Source organism: Shinella sp. GW821-FHT10F02 (assembly GCF_058809275.1).
On record NZ_JBXASL010000001.1, the window covers coordinates 70,875 to 88,992 of the forward strand.

The 18,118-nt window shown below is 65.4% G+C and carries 21 protein-coding genes; 1 reads left to right on the forward strand and 20 read right to left on the reverse strand.

The annotated features are described in order from the left end of the window. Window positions 1-25: 25 nt before the first annotated feature. The 8 genes from AC1RWL_RS00350 to AC1RWL_RS00385 form a co-directional block, all read right to left on the reverse strand. Window positions 26-1,345: an NtaA/DmoA family FMN-dependent monooxygenase gene (locus AC1RWL_RS00350; protein WP_493093766.1), complete on the reverse strand. Its 1,320-nt coding sequence runs from the start codon at window positions 1,343-1,345 to the stop codon at window positions 26-28. 30 nt (window positions 1,346-1,375) lie between these two features. Further along, window positions 1,376-2,227, reverse strand: a complete 852-nt coding sequence (locus tag AC1RWL_RS00355; protein WP_493093765.1) for an ABC transporter ATP-binding protein — start codon at window positions 2,225-2,227, stop codon at window positions 1,376-1,378. After that, entirely contained in the window at window positions 2,224-3,330 is a 1,107-nt protein-coding gene (locus AC1RWL_RS00360) for a FecCD family ABC transporter permease (RefSeq protein ID WP_493093764.1), read from the reverse strand. Before AC1RWL_RS00360 ends, AC1RWL_RS00355 begins: the two co-directional genes overlap by 4 nt. A gap of 39 nt (window positions 3,331-3,369) precedes the next feature. Continuing rightward, complete coding sequence (locus AC1RWL_RS00365) at window positions 3,370-4,476, reverse strand: ABC transporter substrate-binding protein (protein ID WP_493093763.1); 1,107 nt, start codon at window positions 4,474-4,476, stop codon at window positions 3,370-3,372. A 378-nt stretch (window positions 4,477-4,854) separates the two neighbouring features. Continuing rightward, window positions 4,855-5,610: an SDR family oxidoreductase gene (locus tag AC1RWL_RS00370; protein ID WP_493093762.1), complete on the reverse strand. Its 756-nt coding sequence runs from the start codon at window positions 5,608-5,610 to the stop codon at window positions 4,855-4,857. Window positions 5,611-5,675: 65 nt separating this feature from the next. Continuing rightward, on the reverse strand, window positions 5,676-6,884 hold the full coding sequence (locus tag AC1RWL_RS00375; protein WP_493093761.1) for an arabinose transporter: 1,209 nt from the start codon (window positions 6,882-6,884) through the stop codon (window positions 5,676-5,678). A gap of 68 nt (window positions 6,885-6,952) precedes the next feature. Continuing rightward, window positions 6,953-7,819, reverse strand: a complete 867-nt coding sequence (locus AC1RWL_RS00380; protein ID WP_493093760.1) for an SDR family oxidoreductase — start codon at window positions 7,817-7,819, stop codon at window positions 6,953-6,955. Between the two features lie 30 nt (window positions 7,820-7,849). Beyond that, window positions 7,850-8,506 (reverse strand): O-methyltransferase, encoded by a 657-nt coding sequence (locus AC1RWL_RS00385; RefSeq protein WP_493093759.1) that lies wholly within the window; start codon window positions 8,504-8,506, stop codon window positions 7,850-7,852. 84 nt (window positions 8,507-8,590) lie between these two features. On the opposite strand from AC1RWL_RS00385, the gene AC1RWL_RS00390 reads away from it, so the two are divergent. After that, window positions 8,591-9,220 carry a TetR/AcrR family transcriptional regulator gene (locus AC1RWL_RS00390; protein WP_493093758.1) on the forward strand — a complete coding sequence of 210 codons (630 nt, stop codon included), beginning with the start codon at window positions 8,591-8,593 and terminating at the stop codon, window positions 9,218-9,220. Window positions 9,221-9,223: 3 nt separating this feature from the next. Here the strand turns inward: AC1RWL_RS00390 and AC1RWL_RS00395 are convergent, their stop codons facing one another. The 12 genes from AC1RWL_RS00395 to AC1RWL_RS00450 all read right to left on the reverse strand — a co-directional run bounded on the left by AC1RWL_RS00395 (window position 9,224) and on the right by AC1RWL_RS00450 (window position 18,111). Further along, entirely contained in the window at window positions 9,224-9,382 is a 159-nt protein-coding gene (locus AC1RWL_RS00395) for a hypothetical protein (RefSeq protein ID WP_493093757.1), read from the reverse strand. Window positions 9,383-9,385: 3 nt separating this feature from the next. Beyond that, window positions 9,386-10,036 (reverse strand): NrsF family protein, encoded by a 651-nt coding sequence (locus AC1RWL_RS00400; RefSeq protein WP_493093756.1) that lies wholly within the window; start codon window positions 10,034-10,036, stop codon window positions 9,386-9,388. Next, a complete protein-coding gene (locus tag AC1RWL_RS00405; protein WP_493093755.1) occupies window positions 10,036-10,656 on the reverse strand; it encodes an RNA polymerase sigma factor in 621 nt (206 codons plus the stop codon). The genes AC1RWL_RS00400 and AC1RWL_RS00405 overlap by 1 nt, the downstream gene beginning before the upstream one ends. Continuing rightward, window positions 10,653-11,141 (reverse strand): DoxX family protein, encoded by a 489-nt coding sequence (locus AC1RWL_RS00410; protein ID WP_493093754.1) that lies wholly within the window; start codon window positions 11,139-11,141, stop codon window positions 10,653-10,655. The genes AC1RWL_RS00405 and AC1RWL_RS00410 overlap by 4 nt, the downstream gene beginning before the upstream one ends. Beyond that, window positions 11,131-11,931, reverse strand: a complete 801-nt coding sequence (locus tag AC1RWL_RS00415) for an HvfC/BufC N-terminal domain-containing protein (RefSeq protein ID WP_493093753.1) — start codon at window positions 11,929-11,931, stop codon at window positions 11,131-11,133. Before AC1RWL_RS00415 ends, AC1RWL_RS00410 begins: the two co-directional genes overlap by 11 nt. Next, window positions 11,931-12,908: a hypothetical protein gene (locus tag AC1RWL_RS00420; protein ID WP_493093752.1), complete on the reverse strand. Its 978-nt coding sequence runs from the start codon at window positions 12,906-12,908 to the stop codon at window positions 11,931-11,933. The genes AC1RWL_RS00415 and AC1RWL_RS00420 overlap by 1 nt, the downstream gene beginning before the upstream one ends. Before the next feature lie 24 nt (window positions 12,909-12,932). Continuing rightward, window positions 12,933-13,799 carry an MNIO family bufferin maturase gene (gene bufB / locus AC1RWL_RS00425; RefSeq protein ID WP_493093751.1) on the reverse strand — a complete coding sequence of 289 codons (867 nt, stop codon included), beginning with the start codon at window positions 13,797-13,799 and terminating at the stop codon, window positions 12,933-12,935. 60 nt (window positions 13,800-13,859) lie between these two features. Beyond that, complete coding sequence (locus AC1RWL_RS00430; RefSeq protein WP_493093750.1) at window positions 13,860-14,192, reverse strand: BufA1 family periplasmic bufferin-type metallophore; 333 nt, start codon at window positions 14,190-14,192, stop codon at window positions 13,860-13,862. 104 nt (window positions 14,193-14,296) lie between these two features. Beyond that, window positions 14,297-14,617 (reverse strand): putative quinol monooxygenase, encoded by a 321-nt coding sequence (locus tag AC1RWL_RS00435; protein ID WP_493093749.1) that lies wholly within the window; start codon window positions 14,615-14,617, stop codon window positions 14,297-14,299. Window positions 14,618-14,787: 170 nt separating this feature from the next. Then, entirely contained in the window at window positions 14,788-15,927 is a 1,140-nt protein-coding gene (locus AC1RWL_RS00440) for an ABC transporter permease (protein WP_493093748.1), read from the reverse strand. After that, window positions 15,924-17,129, reverse strand: coding sequence for an ABC transporter permease (locus tag AC1RWL_RS00445; RefSeq protein WP_493093747.1), 1,206 nt, complete (start codon window positions 17,127-17,129; stop codon window positions 15,924-15,926). The genes AC1RWL_RS00440 and AC1RWL_RS00445 overlap by 4 nt, the downstream gene beginning before the upstream one ends. 1 nt (window position 17,130) lies before the next feature. Continuing rightward, the gene (locus AC1RWL_RS00450; RefSeq protein ID WP_493093746.1) at window positions 17,131-18,111 is read right to left on the reverse strand and encodes an HlyD family secretion protein; all 981 of its coding nucleotides are present in this window, start codon (window positions 18,109-18,111) and stop codon (window positions 17,131-17,133) included. Between the last annotated feature and the right edge of the window lie 7 nt (window positions 18,112-18,118).

The following is an 18,118-nucleotide window of genomic DNA, read 5'->3' on the forward strand; positions in this document are numbered from 1 at the left end:
TTTCTCCAGTCAGGCGGTCGCTCTTTCAGATCCCGAGATTCTGTCTCAGGGTTTCGTGCCGATAGTTGTGGTGGAAGATGCCGCGGCGTTGCAGCTCGGGAATGAGATGTTCCGTCAGCGCGCTGAGGCCGAGCTCGTATTTCAGCGTGAAGGCCAGGAAATTGAAGCCGTCGGTCGCACCGCGCTCGTAGCGGTCCTGCAACTGGTCGGCGACGTTTTCCACCGAGCCGATCGGGAACCAGTGCCCGGCGCCGCTGGAGTGGTAGATGATGAGGTCGCGGACGGTGCGCACCTTTCCGCTTTCGATCAGCTCGCGAAAGACACCATAACGCGAACGTCGTCCCTGGATGTTTGCCGTCTGCGGCAGCTCGGCCAAGGGGATCGGCGCATCGAGATCGAGCCCTTCGAAATCGATGCCGCCGAACTGGCCTGCAAGCGATTTGCGGCCTTCCTCGAAATCGATCTCATCAATGACGTCGCGCCAGAAGCGTTTCGCCTCCTCATCGGTCGAGCCGATGACGGGCGCGACGCCCGGCAGGATCTTGATGGCATCCGGCGAGCGACCGTAGGCCGCGGCGCGCTGCTTGAAATCCCTGTAGAGTTCGATAGACGGCTCGGTCTCCGTGAGGCCCGTTGTGAAGATGACGTCGGCGATGCGCGCGCCGAGTTGCCGTCCCTCGTTGGAGGAACCGGCCTGCGCGAGGATCGGTTTGTCCTGCGGGCTGCGCGAGACATTCAATGGTCCCTGCACGGAAAAATGCTGGCTGCTCCAGTCGATCCGGTGAACCTTTCTGGCATCCACCCGCTGCCGCCCGCGGTCGTCATAGGTGACGGCGTCACGCTCCCAGCTTTCCCAGAGCGCCTGCACCACTCCGGCAAACTCTTCTGCAACGGCATAGCGATCGTCATGCGCGGGCAAGGTCTTGCCGAAATTCTTCTCGCCGGCAGAGGAGGTGACGAGGTTCCAACCGGCGCGGCCGCCCGAGATATGGTCGAGCGACAGCACCTGGCGGGCGAGATTATACGGCTCGGTGAAAGAGGTGGAAATCGAGCCGATGAGCCCGATCCGCGAGGTACGGGCCGCCAGTGCGCTGAGAAGTGTGACGGGCTCCAGTCCCGGCTTCGGTGCCGTGTCACTGGTGACCAGCGCATCCGCGAGGAAGATCGTGTGGATCTTGCCGCGCTCGGCCTCCTGCGCCTGTTCGATATAGGCGTCGATATCGAGCAGATTGTCCGTCGCGCCTTCCGTGCCGGGCTTTTTCGTCTGTCCGGTGCCGCCCAGAAGCAGGCCCAGGACCAGTCCCTGGCCGCGCTCGCTTCTGCGGCTTCCCCACTTGGTCGTCATGGTGATCGTCCTCAAAGTTTGTGTCGGTTGTCAGGCCTGCAGTTCCAGCCGGTTTTCGGCGGGGTGCGCCGCATAGGCGGGTGCGACCAGCGCCGGCCGATGATGCGGCTCCGTGCGCTCGGAGAGCGGGTGGACCTGCACGAAGCCCTTGTAGGCGGAGAGCTCGACATCGACGCCATAGACGCGCTTGATCAGTTCCGGCGAATAGACGTCGGCCGGCGGGCCGTCGGCGATCACCTCGCCATCGTGCAGGAACACGACGCGGTCGGTGAAGCGGGCTGCCTGGTTCAGATCGTGGATGGCGATGATGCCGGCGACGTTTTTCTTGCGGGTGACGTCGCGGGCGACGGTGAGCGTCTGCCACTGGTAACGGATGTCGAGCGCGCTGGTCGGCTCGTCGAGCAGCAGGATTTCCGGATCCTGTGCCAGCGCGCGGGCGATCAACACGCGCTGGCCCTGGCCGCCGGAGAGTTCGGTGACATCGCGGTCGCCGAGTTCGTCGAGGCCAAGCAGGCGCATCGCGGCGTCCACATGCTCCCAGTCCTCGTCCCGCGGACGGGTGCCGAAATAGGGCGTGCGGCCGAGCAGGACGGCTTCCTTGATATCGAGCGCGAAGGAGAGGCCGATGGATTGGGGAACATAGGCGACGATCTTCGCCAGCTCCCGGCGTGGCAGTGCCGCCAGATCCGTTCCGCCATCCCAGGTGATCGAGCCGCGCGTGTGGCGGTTGATGCCCGCAATGGTCTTGATCAGCGTGGATTTCCCCGAGCCGTTGGAGCCGAGCAGCCCCACCAGCTCGCCCTTCTTGACCTGGAGGGTCGCGCCTTTGACGACCTCTCTCTTTCCATAGCCAACGACGAGGGAGTCAATCTTGAGGGTCATTCGATCGCCTTTTGCCGCGTGAGGATGAGGTAGAGGAAGATGGGCGCGCCGACCAAGGCATCGATGATGCCGACGGGAATGACGCCCGGTGAAATGACGAGCCTGCCGACGGCATCGGAGACGACGAGCAGCAGCGCGCCGATGATGGCCGAGAAAGTTGTCAGGAAGCGGTGATTTGATCCGACGACGAGCCGCGCGATATGCGGCGCGACGAGACCGACGAAACCGATGATGCCGGTAAAGGCAATGGTGACGGCCGTCAGCGTTGCTGCGATGGCGATGGTTTCCAACCGTACGCGGGAGACCGCGACGCCAAGGCTCTTGGCGGAATCGTCGCCGGCAAAGGCAATCGCATTCAACGCACCACTGCGATAGCGGATGTAGGGGAAGGCGATGCCGAGCAGGGCGAACAGCACCAGCACCTGATACCAGGCTGAATTGTTGACCGAGCCCCAGGTCCAGCGGACGATGGCTGCCAGGATTTCATCTTCGGCAAAGTACTGGATGCAGGCCGTCAGCGCCCCGAACAGCTGCGACAGCGCAATGCCGACCAGGATGAGCGAGGTGGGGTTGAGGTTGCGTGTCGAGGCAAGCGTCAGCACCAGCGCCGTGTTGAGGAACGAGAATAGCAAGGCGCCGACCACCAGCGAAAGCGCCGCGCTGCCCGCCGTCGCCCCGAAGATGACGATCGCCAGCGAGGCGCCGAAGGCCGCCGCTGGCGCGATGCCGAGCGTGTAGGGGCTGACGAGCGGGTTGCGCAACAGGCCCTGGAAGAGCGTGCCGGCAAGAGCAAGTGCTGCGCCGCCGAGGATGGCGAGCATGATACGCGGCACTCGCAGTTCCCATATGACGGTCTGGATCTGCAGGGTTGCGCGGTCTGTGGGGACGGCGCCGGTGGCCTTCGCCCAGAACGTCTGCAGGACGTCGCCGAGCGTTGCACCCGATGTGCCGATCTGAATGCCGATGACGGCAGTCACCAGCACGGCGACAAGACCAAGGGCGATGGCCGCGTTCTGGAACGCATAGCGGTCGCGGGGTCGCCGGGCCTTCCCGGCACCCTCTGGGGCGCCGGGAAGGTAGGGATCGGTCTGGATGGAGCTCATGGCTGTCCTCGATGGTTTTGCGATGCTGGCGGGAGAGGCTTAGCTGCCGAGCTTGTGGAAGTAGTCCGAGACCGGCCGCGGCTTCACACCCTGCGCTGCGAGCCAGCGGGCGAAGTAGGCGTCGACATCGACGTCGGCGAGCTGCTCCGGATAGAGCCACTTGGCGACCGCAAGAGCGCCCAGCTGCTTGCCGAGCGAGGAGAAGAAGAAGTTGCTGAAGACGAAGACGTTCTTGTCCTGCACAGCCTTGATGGCGTTCCATCCGGCACGGCCGGCAATGCGTTCCGACTGGTCGGCGAGGAGTTTCTGATCCCAGGGCTCGTAGCCGGAGGCAAGGCCGTCGACGCCGTTGTGGATGATCACGTCGGGGTTGCGGTTGATGATTTCGACGGGGTCGACGGTGTAGGTGTGCACCGATGCGCTGCCCGTATTGGCGATCTTGATATCACCGAAAATGTTCTTGCCGCCGCCGAGAACGATCGTGTCGTTCCAGCCGGAGCCGGGCAGCGACGTCACGAAATCGGCATTGTTCTCGAAATAGACCGTCTTGGGCTCGACGCCCTTCAGCTTCTCGGTCAGCACCTTCTCGATGTCGTCGTAGAGCTGGGCGAGATCGGCCGCGCCCTTTTCCGCGCCAAAGATCTTGCCGACATTGGGCAGCTGCGCGCGCAACACCTTCGGATCCCAGGTGCTCACCACCACGACCTGTATGCCGAACGGTTTCAGCTTTTCCTCGGCATCCTGCCAGGGTGAATTGCGGCGGGCGAAGAACACCTCGGCGCCCGAAGTGGCGATCGTCTCCCAGTTCGGGCCGTCGAAGTGGCCGGCATCCGGCACGTCGCTGAACTCCGCGAAATAGTCCTTGTTCGCCTCGTTCTTGCGCGGGTCCGCGGTCTGGTCGACCGCGACGATCGTCTTGCCGGCGCCGATCGCCCGCACGATCTCGGTCTGATACCAGAGGTCCGGATAAACCGCCTTCACCGGCACCGGCAGCGTCACCTGGCGGCCGAGCTCGTCGGTGATCGTCACCGTCTGCCGGTCGTCCGCGCGGGCAGGGGCGGTGAGGCCGATGGCGAGTGCGGCGGAGATCAGGAACGCCGCGCCAATTCCGGTAGCGCCGCGAGATTTTAAGACTGCAAGGGACATGATCACTTCCTGCTGTTTGAGCCCAGGTGGACGCCCGAACTCGAGAAGCGTCTTGCTATCTCGTCGAGCCATGGGTGAAGCGTAGGGAGTGAAGCGGCATTGAGAAAGACAGGTCGTTCTTTTTCTATATAAATAGTAGAAAATTATGCCCTGAGACGAACGGAGGAGAAATTATAGCGATTGGAATGGGCCTGCCTAAGCTCAACACTGTGGTCGCGCGGTCTCAAGCGTGCGCGTCGAGATGGTATCGGAGAGTCACTCTGCGTCGACCCCACCGACAATGGAAACGGAAAGCCGAGCAAGCGCCGTGGGCTTCATGACGTCCGGTGGTACGTCAAAGAAGCCCGTGGCTGCAAGATTGCCTGAGGTGCTCGCCTTTCAGCCCGGGTTCATCGCTGCGTAGATTTCGTCATACGTGCCATCGCGTTCCGCCCATCGACGCGCGAGATCGCGTTGCAGCAGGATTTCGCCGCGGGGGTGGTCCTGCTTGTCGAGCAGGTCAAGAACCTGCGCGACATAGTCGTCAACGGCGATGGCACGCGGATCGATTGCCTGGGCGGCTCCCGTGAGTTCGGTGCGAACGTAGGGTGGTGCGAGTTCCAGCACCTCGATCCCGTGATGGCGGAGCTGATGACGCAGGGATTGCAGCCATGAGTGCAGGAAAGCCTTGCTTGCGCAATAGGTCGGAAAATCGGCCCGTGGCATGAAGGCGAGATTCGAGCTGGTCGTCACGATCGCGGCGTTCTCCTTGCCCTTCAGCATCGGCAGGATCGCGCCGATCACCCGCAGGACGCCGAGGATGTTGGTCTCGATGATCTGCTCGGCATCAGCGGTGTTCCAGTCTTTTGACGTCATGTCCTCGGATCGGGAGATGCCCGCATTGGCGAACAAAACGTTCACCTCCGGGAATTGTGTGCGCGCCTCGAAGGCGAAGTTTGCCAGCGATATCGGGTCGTTGATGTCGACCGGAATGCTCGACATGCCGGGATGATCGGCGGTCATCTGGTCGAGGAGCTCCCGCCTGCGGCCGGCGACAATCACGCGATTGCCGAGAGCGTGGAGGGACTTGGCAAGTTCCTTGCCGATGCCGCTGGTTCCGCCAACGATGAGAACAGTGTTGCCCGTGATTTTCATGGCTATTGCCCTTTGTTGTGATTGTTCATTGCAAGAGAGTGGCCGCGCTCTGGCGCGGTGCCGGACTACTGCTGGTTTCTTCGGCCGCCGGGCGACCTTTGCCTTTGCAGGCCGAGCGTGATCAGGAAACCCACGCCTGCCGCGGTACCGCCGATCAGGAAGACACTGCCGTATCCAGCCCGGTCGGCGAGCAGGCCTGCGACCGGTCCTGTCAGTCCATAGGCGAGGTCCTGGAATGCGCCGAAGCCACCGACAGCCGTGCCGCGCAGGTGAGGGTCGACCAGTTTGACGACCTCTCGCCCCATGGCAGGGTAAATCAGGGAGCAGCCGAGACCGGTCAGAAAGGCTCCGACCAGGGCGACCGTCGGGCTCGGCGCGCTCCAGATGACGAACTGCCCCACAGCCTCGATGGCAAGCGAGGTCATCGCCACCCTGAATCCTCCCACCCGGTCAGGAAAGTGGCCGGCGCACAGCCGCACAAGGACGAAGCCCGCACCGAAAGCGCTCAGCCCGAGCCCGGCATAAGCCCAGCCCCGATCGAGAAAATAGAGCGCAAAGAACGCGCCGATGCCGGCAAAGCCGATGCCCTGCAGGAAGACAATCATGCCATGCATCCAGATGCGGCTCATGACGCTTAGGAACGAACTGCGGCTCCTTTCGGGATGAGGAGCGACACCCTCCATCGAGCCGATGGCGAAAAGGCCAAGGCAGGGCAGAACCAGGCTTGCCGCCATGGCGCCGGCAAAACCGATATGGTCGAGCATGAGCAGCCCGAGCGGACCGCCGACGGCAAGGGCACCATAGATTGCCGCACCGATCAGGGCGATGACACGGCCGGATCGATCAGGCCCGACGATGCCGATGCCCCAGGCGATGACGCCGACGCCGACAAGGCTTTCCCCGTAGCCGACCAGCAGTCGCCCGATCATGAGAACGGTTAAGGCAAGGCCGGGCGGCAGGACGGAAAGCCCGGCAAAGAGCGAAAACAGCGCCCCCACCGCGTAGAAGACGAGGCCCCGGGTCGTGGCGACCTTGGCACCGTGCCGGTCCGACAGGGCGCCTGCATGGCCGCGGGTGAGGATGGTCGAGAGAAAGGCGATGCCCACCGCAAGGCCGGCCCAGCCGTTTGAAAGACCCAGATGCCCGGTCACGTAAACCGGGATGACGGGCAAGGGGATCGCGACACAGAGATAGGAGACGAACAGGACCGCCGCCAGCAACAGGAGGCGCGCCTGTGCCGGGTCGCCCGAAACATGGTCGGATGAGGAAGACATTGGAATACTCCAGGCATCTGAAATGCGTTGCCTGACGTGAACGCTTACGTTGAAAACGCTTGGCAGGGTCAGCCCGGATAATAGCCGGGCTGGTCGATATCCTGGAGAAGGCCGGGACCCGTCGGCGTCCAGCCCAGAATGGCACGCGTCTTTGCGGACGACGCTGCCATATCGCCGCCGACCATGTTGGCGAAACCGCCGAAATGTTCGGCGGCGCGCGATGCGGCGGGCAGGCCGAGTTGCCCTGCGATGACTTCGGCGATCTCACGGAAGGGCACCGGTTCGTCGGCGACCGCATGATAGACCGTCTCCGGCAGACCCTTTTCCAGCGCCAGCCTGTAGAGCCGCGCCGCATCGAGACGATGCACACCGGACCAGCAGTTCCGACCGTCGCCGATCCACGCCGACACGCCGGTGCGGCGCGCAAAGCCCGCGACCCTGGGAACGAAGCCGTAATCGCCGATGCCGTGGACCGAGGGCGCAAGCCGCACGATCCCTGCACGCACGCTGCGCTCGATCAGCGTGCGTGCCGCCGCCTCCGAGCGCCGCGGTGCCGCGGGGTTCGGTCTGTCGTCTTCGCTTGCGCCGCGCGGCAGGCCGGAAAGGCCGGTCGTGACGAGAATCGGCTTGCCGGTGTCCTCTAGGGCTGCACCCATAGCTTCGATAGCACGCTGGTCCTGGGCGGCACTTTCTTGAAAGCGTGAGAAATCGTGGTGGAAGGCGGTGTGAATCACCGCCTCGGCCGCTCTGGCGGCGGATTGCAGGGCGTCGTGGTCGTCGAGCGTGCCGATCACCACATCGGCGCCCTTCTGCGCGAGTACTGCCGCCTTGTCGCGGGTCCGGACGAAGCCCGTTACCCTGTGGCCTGCCATCAGCAGTTCGTCGACCACGGCGGAACCGATCCAGCCGGTGGCGCCTGTCACAAATACATGCATGTCTGTCTCCTTGAATTCGATATGTGCGTGTCAGCCGAGCTTCATCGAAAGTTCGATGCCCTCGGCAAACGGAATGGAGAGGTATCGGTCTTTCGCCGCCCGGATGCGCTCCAGATATTCGGGAGACATTTCCGCATCGTCGGCGACGATCAGCCCTCCGATCCGCAGCCTGGGTTCGACGAGGTCGAGGATATCGGCGTAAAGCGCTTTTGCACCGTCAAGCAGAAGCAGGTCGATCGTCTCGGGCAGATCGCCTGCCAGTGTTTCCATCGCATCGCCGGCGCGGATCTCGACCAGATCGGCGAGGCCGCCGTCTTCAAGGTTTTGCTGTGCCCGAGCAATCTTGCCGGGCTCGAACTCACTGGAGACCAGCCGCCCGCCGCCATTGTCGCGCAGTGCCGCAGCGATATAGAGGCTCGATATTCCAAACGAAGTGCCGAACTCGACAACCGTGCGAGCACTGGTAGCGCGGACCAGCATATAGAGGAGCTTGCCCGTCTCGCGAGAGACAGGCAGCCAAAGGTCTTTCAGCCGGCCGTAGAGGTCGAGGTAGTCGGTCTTGCTGGCGGTGAGGGCGATGCGCTCTTCGGGCGTGAACGATTTGATCGCCGGGCTCGTGGCCGCATTGGCTTCGGCAAACAGCCGGTCAAGCAGCGGCCCGAGAGGGGATGTTGTCAGGGTGGACATTGTGTCTCCGGAACATGGCATTGCGTTGGCCATAGAAATACGATTAATTAATCGCATTTTCTAATCGCATTGCTGGAGAACGCGATGGCGGAACGCGTAAAGCCCCGAATTTCCACGCGAAAAGAGCCCAAACAGAGCCGCTCGAACGAGCTGGTTTCGGCAATTCTGACGGCGGCTGTTCAGGTTTTGGTGGAGGAGGGCGCGCAGCGTTTCACCACCGCGCGGGTGGCGGAAAAGGCTGGGGTCAGCATCGGTTCGCTTTATCAGTATTTCCCGAACAAGGCCTCCATCCTCTTCCGGTTGCAGAGCGACGAATGGCGCGGTTCGACCGAAATGCTGCGTGAGATCCTCACCGCCATCGCACCACCGAAGGACCGGTTGCGACGGCTGGTACATGCCTTCGTCCGCTCCGAATGCGACGAGGCACCCGTCCGCCAGGCGCTCGCCGACGCCGCACCGCTTTACCGCAACGCCCCGGAGGCACGCGAGCTGCGCGCGGAGGGCGACCGGATTTTCGACAGCTTCATCCTGGATCTGCTTCCCGGCGTGCCCGATGGCCCGAGGGATATCGCCGGCGACCTGATCGTCACGACACTGACCGCCGTGGGCAAGGAGTTTTCCGAGACGCCGCGGACGGACGAAGAAGTTGATGCTTATGCGAGCGCGATGGCGGACATGCTCTGCGCCTACGTAGAAAGACTGGCGAAGGTTTGACGCCTATTTGGGCGGACTTAGGAAGCCCAGCGCCGCGGCGATCAGCGCGCCGAGGGCGATCTGCACGAAGGGTAGCGGCAGGGCGACCGGCAACATGCGCGCCAAAATGCTGCTCGCCACGACGCAGGTCATCAGAAGCAGGCTGATCGCGAAGGCGTCCATGGTTCACCTCGACAGGGTGCGGCGGGAGGCGCGGCGGCCGGCAAGCGTGGCAAGCCCGACGAAGAGCACGGCGGTGCCGAGGTTCCAGCCGAGCACCATGATCGTCGCATCGAGCGGATGGAACATGGATAGCGCCGCGGCGGTGATGCCGGAGACCGCGAGGCTCCCCGCCAGCGCCACGCTGACGGGCCGGATGAGCACCGCATAGCGCAGCATGACCAGCAGCAGCAGCGAAAGCGGCGCGCTGGTGACGATGAGCGTCAGCAGGCAGCTCGACGCAGCCTCCACGGTGACGGCGCCGGGCGGCAACGCGACCCATCCGGCAAGGCACTGGTAGCCGATATTGGCCATCCACAGCACCAGCGGCGGCACGGGCAGCAGCAGCCAGAGGCGGGACGTGTCGGGAAGGCTGACGAGGAAGGCGGCGACGGCGGCGAGGATGCCGGTGGCAAGCGAGGCCAGCATGCCCGTGAGGAAGACCGCATCGCGCATCCGCTCGGCAAATTGCGGTCGCGGGCCATGGATTCCTGTCAGCACCGCCAGCAGCAGGGCGGCGACGGCGAGCCACATAGCCGCCCGCAGCAAAGGTGGCTGCAGCCGCCGGACCGGTGTGACATTGTCGGCGAGCGAGCGGATGAGGTCGGCGGTCTCCATCACGGGTCACCGTGGTCGAGGAGCATCCTGCGCAGGCTTTTTAGCGCCCGGTGGGTGGCGACCTTCAGCGCGCTGATCGGCCTTCCGCTTTCCCTTGCAGCCTCCTTGAGCGACATCTCCTTCAGCTTGAGCATGTGGATGGCTTGCTGTTGTGCCGGCGGGAGGTCGCTGATCGCGCCTTCGAGATGGATCCGGTTGGCAACTTCCTCGATATTGTCGGCCGTGGCAACGGCGTCATGGGCGCGAGACAGCGGAAACTCGTGCGCGCGCTGCCGCCCCTGGCGGCGCAGGCGGTCGATGGCGCGCCGGTAGGCGATGCCGACGAGCCACGGCCCGAAGGGGCGGGTGGGGTCGTAGGTCGCGCGAATGGCGTGCACGGTCAAAAGGATGTCCTGCACGGTGTCCTCGATATCGCGCGGGTCGCGGTGATACCGCGCGGCAAGCGAGCGCAGATAGGGCGTGATGTCCTGCAGCAGGCGCAGGTAGGCGGCGGCATCGCCCGCCTGGGCGCGCGCCATCAGGATCGACCAGTCCAGTTCGTAGGTGGATGCGCGTTCGACGCTGTCGTCCGGGGGGCGAGACGAGACCAGTTTCAGCCGATCGCTGGTCTCCTTGCTCATGCGGCCTTGCCCTTTCGCAGCAGGCGATCGAGCGACAGGGGGCCGGGGCCGAGCGCCATGATGGCAAGCGCGATGGCGGCCCAGTAGAGATGGAAATTCGACCAGCCGTCGGGAAACACCAGCTGGATGACGCCGGTCATGACGAGCAGCGCAAGGGCGGCAAGGCGCGTGGCGAAGCCGGCGAGGAGCAGGACCGGCAGGATGATCTCGGCGAGCGCCACCAGGTAGGCAACGGTATCGGGCGCGGGAAAACCGTAGAGATTGCCGAAGATGTTCAGCTTGAACTGTTCCTCGAACAGGTATTGCGTGCCGATCGACAGCGTCAGAAAACCATCCCAGCGGGTGAGGCCGGAGCGCAGGAAGGGAAGGGCGAGCGCGATCCGCAGCACCGGCGGCGCGGCCACGATCCCGACGACGCCGATCCCCGCCACGACGGCCTCTATCAGGCGCACAAGGCGGCTTGTCGAATGTTGGTCAGCGGTCATGGGATGTGCCTCGATCGGAGGGGGAGGGTTTTACGGCAGCGAAGGCGCCCGCCGCCAGCAATCCGGCAAGGCAGCCGGAAAGGTCGAAGCGGGGATCGGCGGTGATGGCCTGCTTCAGCGCCTCGATCATCGGGTGTCCTTCGGCGAGCGCCTCGATGAAATCGGCGGCGCCTTGGGGCAACACGCGGATCTCGACATCCGTGCCCGCGCGCAGGATCAGGGCATCCTCGCCGCCGGCCGCAAGGTCGATTTCCCGCGCCACGGCATCGCCGATATTCATCTGCCAGATCGTCAGCGCGGGAAACGCCGAGCGCACGAGGCGCAAGGACGGGTGGAGCGTGACGCGGATGTCCGGCAGGTCCGCTGCGGTGATCCGGCTGAAGACGCTGGCCTCCAGCGGCGCTACGTCTGCCGTGTGGTAGGCCTCGACCCAGGCCCGCTCGATGCGCGCCACGTCGCCGAGATAGGGAAGGCCCGCGGTGGGCGGGAAGCGGTCGATGAAGCCGGGAAAACTCCTGCCGTAATCCAGCATGACGGGCGAGGCGGGCGGCTCTGCGGCGACATAGATCCGGCCCATGGCCCGGAAGAATTCGGCGCCGACGATCCTTGTCACGGCGGGAAAGGCATCCTTCAGCGTCGCGGTGAGGCCAGCGACGACATTGTTGCGGTAGACGTTAAAGCGCCGCCGGCTCGGGCGGCCGTCCGGGCCGACGAGGCCGTCCGGCACGGGACGCTCCGGGTCGAGCAGGGCGGCGGCGAAGGCGCCTTGCCGTTCATCGAGCGCGGGCATCAGCCATCTCCCCGCGAAACGACATTGGCCCAGAAGCGCTTGAGGCTTTCGAGGCCGCCCGCCGTGGAACTCCACAGCGTGGCGTCGCCGACGAGGAGATCGCCGGCAAAGACGCCGGGCCGCGATTGCAGCAGCGCATCGAAGGTGGTGCGGCCCTCCCGCGTGAAGGGATGGGGCGGTGCGGCCGGGTCGATGGGCTGGCGGGCGAGCACGTCCAGTTTGTCGATCGCCGCTCCGAGCCGCTCGAAATGCGGCAGATGGGGGTGGAGGTTGAACGTCGTCACGCCGGAAAGCAGGCCGAGCCGGTCGAGGTCCTGCACCACCTCGATCGGGCTCGGCGATCCGTCCGGCTCGGCGGCCGGGTGCAGCCCGAAGCGGTTTTCGACCGGAAGGCCGAGGCCGGCGAGGAGCGAGCGGGCAAAGCCGCCGAAACGCTGCTGCGGCGGGATGGTCCGGTCGCCGTGGTGCAGGAAATGCGCCGTCTGCACCTCCGCCAGCGCCTCCTGCGAAAGGCCCTCGGCCTCGCCGATATCATGGTGCGGACAGACGAAAAGCAGGTTGCCGGGCGTCGCAAGGAAGGAGCGGACCGCCTCCACTTCCCCGGCGCCCGCCTGTTGATGGGTGCGCAGGGAATCGAAGCTGATGACGACGAGGGTGTCGATCCCCGCCAAGAGGTCGCCGGTGAGCGGGACGAGGCGGCCGTCGTCGCTTCCGCGTTCCGTCTGCGCAACGGCCTGTCCGGTCAGCGCGCCGGCTTCAGTGATGAAGGCGGTGAAATTCTTCTTGAGGATCTCATCGAGGAAGCCGGCGATGCCTTGGTCGAACCGTTCGGGGTCCGAGAGATCCCGGTTGTGCGGATAGAGCATCCGGCGGCTTTCGAAGAGCGCCGGAAAGCGGTTTTCGATAATGCCCAGCGGCGCGCCGGTTTCGCCCGCCCTGTCCCAGGCATAATAGACGGCAACTCTGTGGCCGGTCATTCGTGTATCCTCATGTCGCGCTGCCTATTCGGCCGCCGCCTGCCGGCGTCCGCTTTCGCCCATCAGCCTTTCCGCACGCGCGGCCTCGGCGGCCAGCACCGGCCATGCCGGCACGTCCGCATCCCATTCGATCAGCGTGGCAACCGGGCCGATGCGTTCGATGGCATGGGCGTAGAGATCCCAGACGAGCGCATCGACCGGCCGGTCATGCGTGTCGATCAGAAGGGGCCGGTCGTCCTCGTCCGCCTCGCGCGCATGGCCGGCCAGGTGGATTTCCCGCACATGGGCGAGCGGATAGGCATCGATATAGGCGACCGGGTCCCAAAGCTGGTTGGTGGAGGAGACGTAGACATTGTTGACGTCGAGCAGCAGGCCGCATCCGGTGCGCCGGATCACCTCGGCGATGAAATCGACCTCGGGAAACGTGCTTTCGGCGAAGGCGAGATAGGTCGACGGGTTCTCCAGCAGCATTTGCCGGCCGAGCGTGTCCTGCACCTCGTCGATATGCGCGACGACGCGCCCGAGCGTCTCGGTGGTATAGGGCACTGGCAGGAGATCGTTGAAGAAGCCTGCGTCATGGGACGACCAGGCGAGATGTTCGGAAAACAGCGCGGGCGCGTAGCGGTCGATCAGGGCTTTCAGGCGCTTGAGGTGGTCTCGGTCGAGCGGCCGGGCGGCGCCGATGGAAAGGCCGACGCCGTGCAGCGAGAGGGGATAAAGCTGACGGATCGCGCCGAGATAGCGGTGCGGCGGCCCGCCGTCTCCCATGTAGTTTTCCGCATGGACCTCGAAGAAGCCGATATCCGGCCGGGTCTCGATGATGTGGCGATAATGCTCGGCCTTGAGGCCGACGCCGGCGCGGGCCGGCATGTCGTGTGGATCTGCTTGCATGAGCCCGCCTGTTCTCAATCCTATGGAACCGGCCGCGCCGGGACGCGGCCGGTCTTCGGGTCAGGCCTTGGGGGTGAGGCTACCCGCGCCGTTCGGCGTCGTGATCGTCGTGCAGGTGCCTGTCGGAACGAGCTTGAAGGCATTGCCCTGATAGTCGGCCGTGCTCGTTCCCGCGCATGTCGTGCCGGCGCCGGCGTAGCAATCGTTCTGGCCCTTCAGCGCGGTGCCGAAGCAGGGCTCCACCTTGCCGGCCTTGACGAGTTCGGTGTGCTCCGCCTGGATCTTCTTCTGTGCCTCGGTGAATTCCTGGGCACTTGCCGGGGCGGCGGAAAGGGCGCCGATAGCGCTGGCAAAGGCGCTGACGACAAGCGTGGACAGCATGCGGTTCGACATTCGATTCTCCCGTTTTTGGATGGCCAGGCAGTCGCCTGGGGCGGCGTGCGCCGCCTATCTTGAAGTTCGCCCCGGGACGAAAAAGGTTACGGTCCCAAGTGCGTTCATTGTCCCGCCACCGGAGGCTGCTTCTCGGCGCTGACCGTTGCCGGATGGATGACGGGGGATTCGGCGAGAAGGTCGGGGACGGTGGCGAAGATCAGGCGGGCTGCCTCGCCGTTCATATGGGCTTCCCGGCTCTCGCCGTCGGCGAAGAGGTCGACGAGGAAGACGAGGTCCGGATCGGCCTCGGAGCGCAGCACGAGCCAGGTCGTGGTGCCCGCCTCGCGTTCGACATGGGGAAGCGCGTTGGAGATGAGGCGTGCGACGTCCTCACCTCGTCCCGTCTTTGCCTTGAACGGAACGATTGCAGCCAGTTTCGTCATCGTGGACCCCTCTTTCGCCGCCGATGCGGTGAAGACGAAGCGACCGGTGGAGACCGGGTTTCGCCGGTTCGCGGGCAAGGCCCGGAGCCAAGGGCATTAAGGACGAAATTGGGGGGTCGGTATTGAACGGCGTTGCGCGGCTTGGTCTTGTCTTGCTCCGGGCCGGTCTCTTACGAGGATTGTGCGGCGCGGAGCCTGCGCCATTCCAGCAGGATCGCGATGGCCCCGTAGATGCCGGCAAGCACCCACAGGCTCGCGAAGGCCTCGCGCTTGATCGACAGGGACGCCCCGAGCTGCGCGATGTCGACGACGCCGTTGATGGCGGTGGAACTCGGCAGGAGGAGGGAGACCGTACGCAAGAGTTCCGGGATCGCCTCGCTCGGCCAGGAGAAGCCGGCGAGGAAGAGGAAGGGCAGGCCGGCAGCCGCCAGCGCCAGCTGCACCGCGAGCGGATTGCGCAGCAGACGGGCGGTCGCCATGCCGAGGCCGGCGACGGCCAGGATGAAGGGCAGCGAGAACACCGCGATCTCCCACACGGACCCGAGCCGCGGAACGCCGTAGAGATAGGGCAGGACGACGAGGTAGAAGGGCAGGATCACGGTTTCGACCACGAGATAGGCGAGCATGCGCCCGAGGACCTGCGCGACGGGGCCGGCCGCGGCGGGGTCTTCGCTCCCGCGCATCGTGCCGAGCAGGCCGACGGCGATCAGCAGGGTTTGTTGCAGGATCAGCACGAAGGCGGCCGGCAGAATATAGGTGGCATAGCCGCCCTGCGGGTTGAACAGCGCGACCGCCGTCAGCGGCATCGGGCTCGCGGCGGCGAAGGCGCGCGCCGGATCGACCCGCATGGCGATCAGCCGCGCCGTCTCGATTTCCGCGCCGAAGGTTTTGGCGACCGCCGCCACCGCCCCGGCAATACGCTGGTAGATCAGGAAATAGCTGGCATCGGCATAAAGTGCGACCGGCGCCTGGCGTCCATGCAGCAGGTCGCGCTCGAAATGCTGGGGGATGACGAGAATGCCGGAGAGGTTTCGGGCCTGAACCTCGCGCTGGGCGCTCATCTGGTCCGGCAGCACGGCGGCGATGGCAAGGTCGCTGGAGGCGTCGAGGCGGCGGGCGAACTGCCGGCTGCTGTCGGTGCCGTCGAGATCGACCAGCGCGACCGGCACGTCGCGCAGCGCCTCGTTGCGGTAGGGTTGCGGATAGTAGAGCGCGTAGATCAACGGCCCGATGACGAGCACGGCGAAGACCGGCCGCAGGCTGAAGATGCGCAGGAGTTCGCTGCGCATGACCGAAAAGAGGCCCGTCATGGCGTCGCCCCGACCAAGGTAGCCTGCCGCGCCTTCAGCCGCCGTGCGCGCAAAAACTCCAGGCGCAGCGCGGTCAGGCTTGCCAGCACGAGCACGAAGATCGCGAGAATCAGGACCGGCCGCCAGGAGAGGTCGACGGGCGTGCCGCGAATCGTCTGGTCGATGCGGGCCGTCAGATACCAGGTGCCGGGGATCAGTTCGCCCCAATAGTAGGCGAAGGCATTCATGCCGGATCGCGGGAAGCCGATGCCCATGTAGCCGAAGGAGGGGGCGAAGATCAGCGTGCCGATGCTGATGGCGCTCGCCATCGGCCGCAGCGTCAGCGCCAGCAGCACGCCCACGAACTGGTTGGCGAGGATAAAGAGCAGGCCGGCCAGCAGCAGCATCCAGCCCTCTCCGCGCAGCGGCATGCCGAGCACGCCGAAGAGCACGGCGTCGGCAAGGCCCAGCACGGCGAGGAACAGCAGCGTATATGGCAGGACCTTGCCGGCGATCGCCGGCCACAGGCCGCCGCCAAGCCGCCGCAGGACGCCCAGGCGCTGCCGGGTCTCCACATCCATGCCCACCGTATAGGCCATGGCCGTAACGATCACCACCTGCAGGAGGCTCGGCAGCAGCGAGGCGAGCAGGAAATGCGCATAGTTTAGTGTCGGATTGAACAGCGGGTTCACCTGCACGGGGATCGGCGCGAGGTCGGCCTTGGCGATATCGAGCGGCCGGCCTTCGGCGGTGCGCAGCGAAAGGCGGATGCCGGCCTCGACGGCGGGCACCGCGGTGCTGACGCCGCGCAGCGTCAGGTTGCCGGTCGTAAGCGTCTGGGTGTTGTAGAAGAAGACAACCTCCGGCCGCCGGCCGGCAAAGACGTCCCGTTCGAGGTTGAGAGGCAGCAGCAGCAGGCCATGCACCTTGCCGGCGAGGATGAGCGTGCGGCCTTCGGCAAGGTCGGAGACGCGGATGGCGACGGCGGTATCGGGCGTCGCGTCGACGGTGCGGATGATCGTGCGCGAAAGATCGCTGCCGTCGAGATCGAGCACGGCGATCGGCAGGCGCGTCGCCAGCCCGGCGCTGAAGACCACCGCCAGCAGCGCCATCATCAGCAGCGGCAGGGCGGTCGTCAGGAAGAGCAGGAAGGGCCGCCTCGAAAACCGGTCGAATTCCCGCCGGAACACCAGGACGAAGCCAGGTCGCGGACGGACCGCCATCTCAGCGCGCTCCGGCGGGCCAGGCGGCAATGGCGCTCATGCCGGGACGCAGGCCCTCCGGCAGGACTTCCGGCTCGGCGCGGACCTCGAAGGTGCGCAGGTCGAAATCGCCGGTGGCCCGGGTGGCGCGCCAGGTGGCGAACTGGCCCTGGGCATTGATGACGGTGACGCGCACCGCGATTTTTCCCGCGCCGAGGGCTGGCACGGTGACGTCGAAGACATCGCCGATCTTCAGCCCCTGCAAGAGGTCCTCGCGCAGGTTGAAGGTGAACCAGGGATGCTCGATGTCGATGATCGAGAACAGCGGCGCGCCGGCTGAAAAATTCTCACCGAGTTCGGCGATGCGGGTCGTCACCTGGCCGGAGATCGGCGCGTGGATCGTCAGTTCCGAGACGTCGACCTGCTGCTGCTTCAGGGACGTGCGCGCCTGCTCGACCCGGGTCGCCGCCAGCGCCTTCTCCTCCTTGCTCGCACCGGCGACGGCGAGGCGCAGGTTGGCGCCGGCCGCTTCCTTCTTGCGGATGGCCGCTTCGAGGTTGCGCGAGGACTGGTCGGCCGCCGCCTGCGCGGAGGCGCCGGTCGAGACCAGCTTGGTCTGGCGCTGCGCTTCGGCCTGGTAGAGCACGATATCGGCCTCCGCCGCCGCCAGTTCCGCCTTCGCGGCGTCGATCGTCTCGGGCCTCGTGCTATTGATGCGGGCAAGGTCGGCCTCGGAAACGGCCAGCGCCGCTTCGGCGATCTGCAAGGCGGCGCTCAGTTGCGGACTTTCCAGTTCGGCGATCACGTCGCCCTGCTTGACGATGTCGCCGACATCGACCTTCAGCGTGGCGACCCGCCCGCCGACGCGCGGGCTGATATCGACACGGTTCGTCGAAACCTCGCCCTGCACGACCAGCGGCGGCGGCCGCGTCGCAAACCACAGCAGCACCGCCAGGGCCACGAGGGCTCCCAACCCGACTATCGCACGGACCGTTCGTATCATTGCCGTC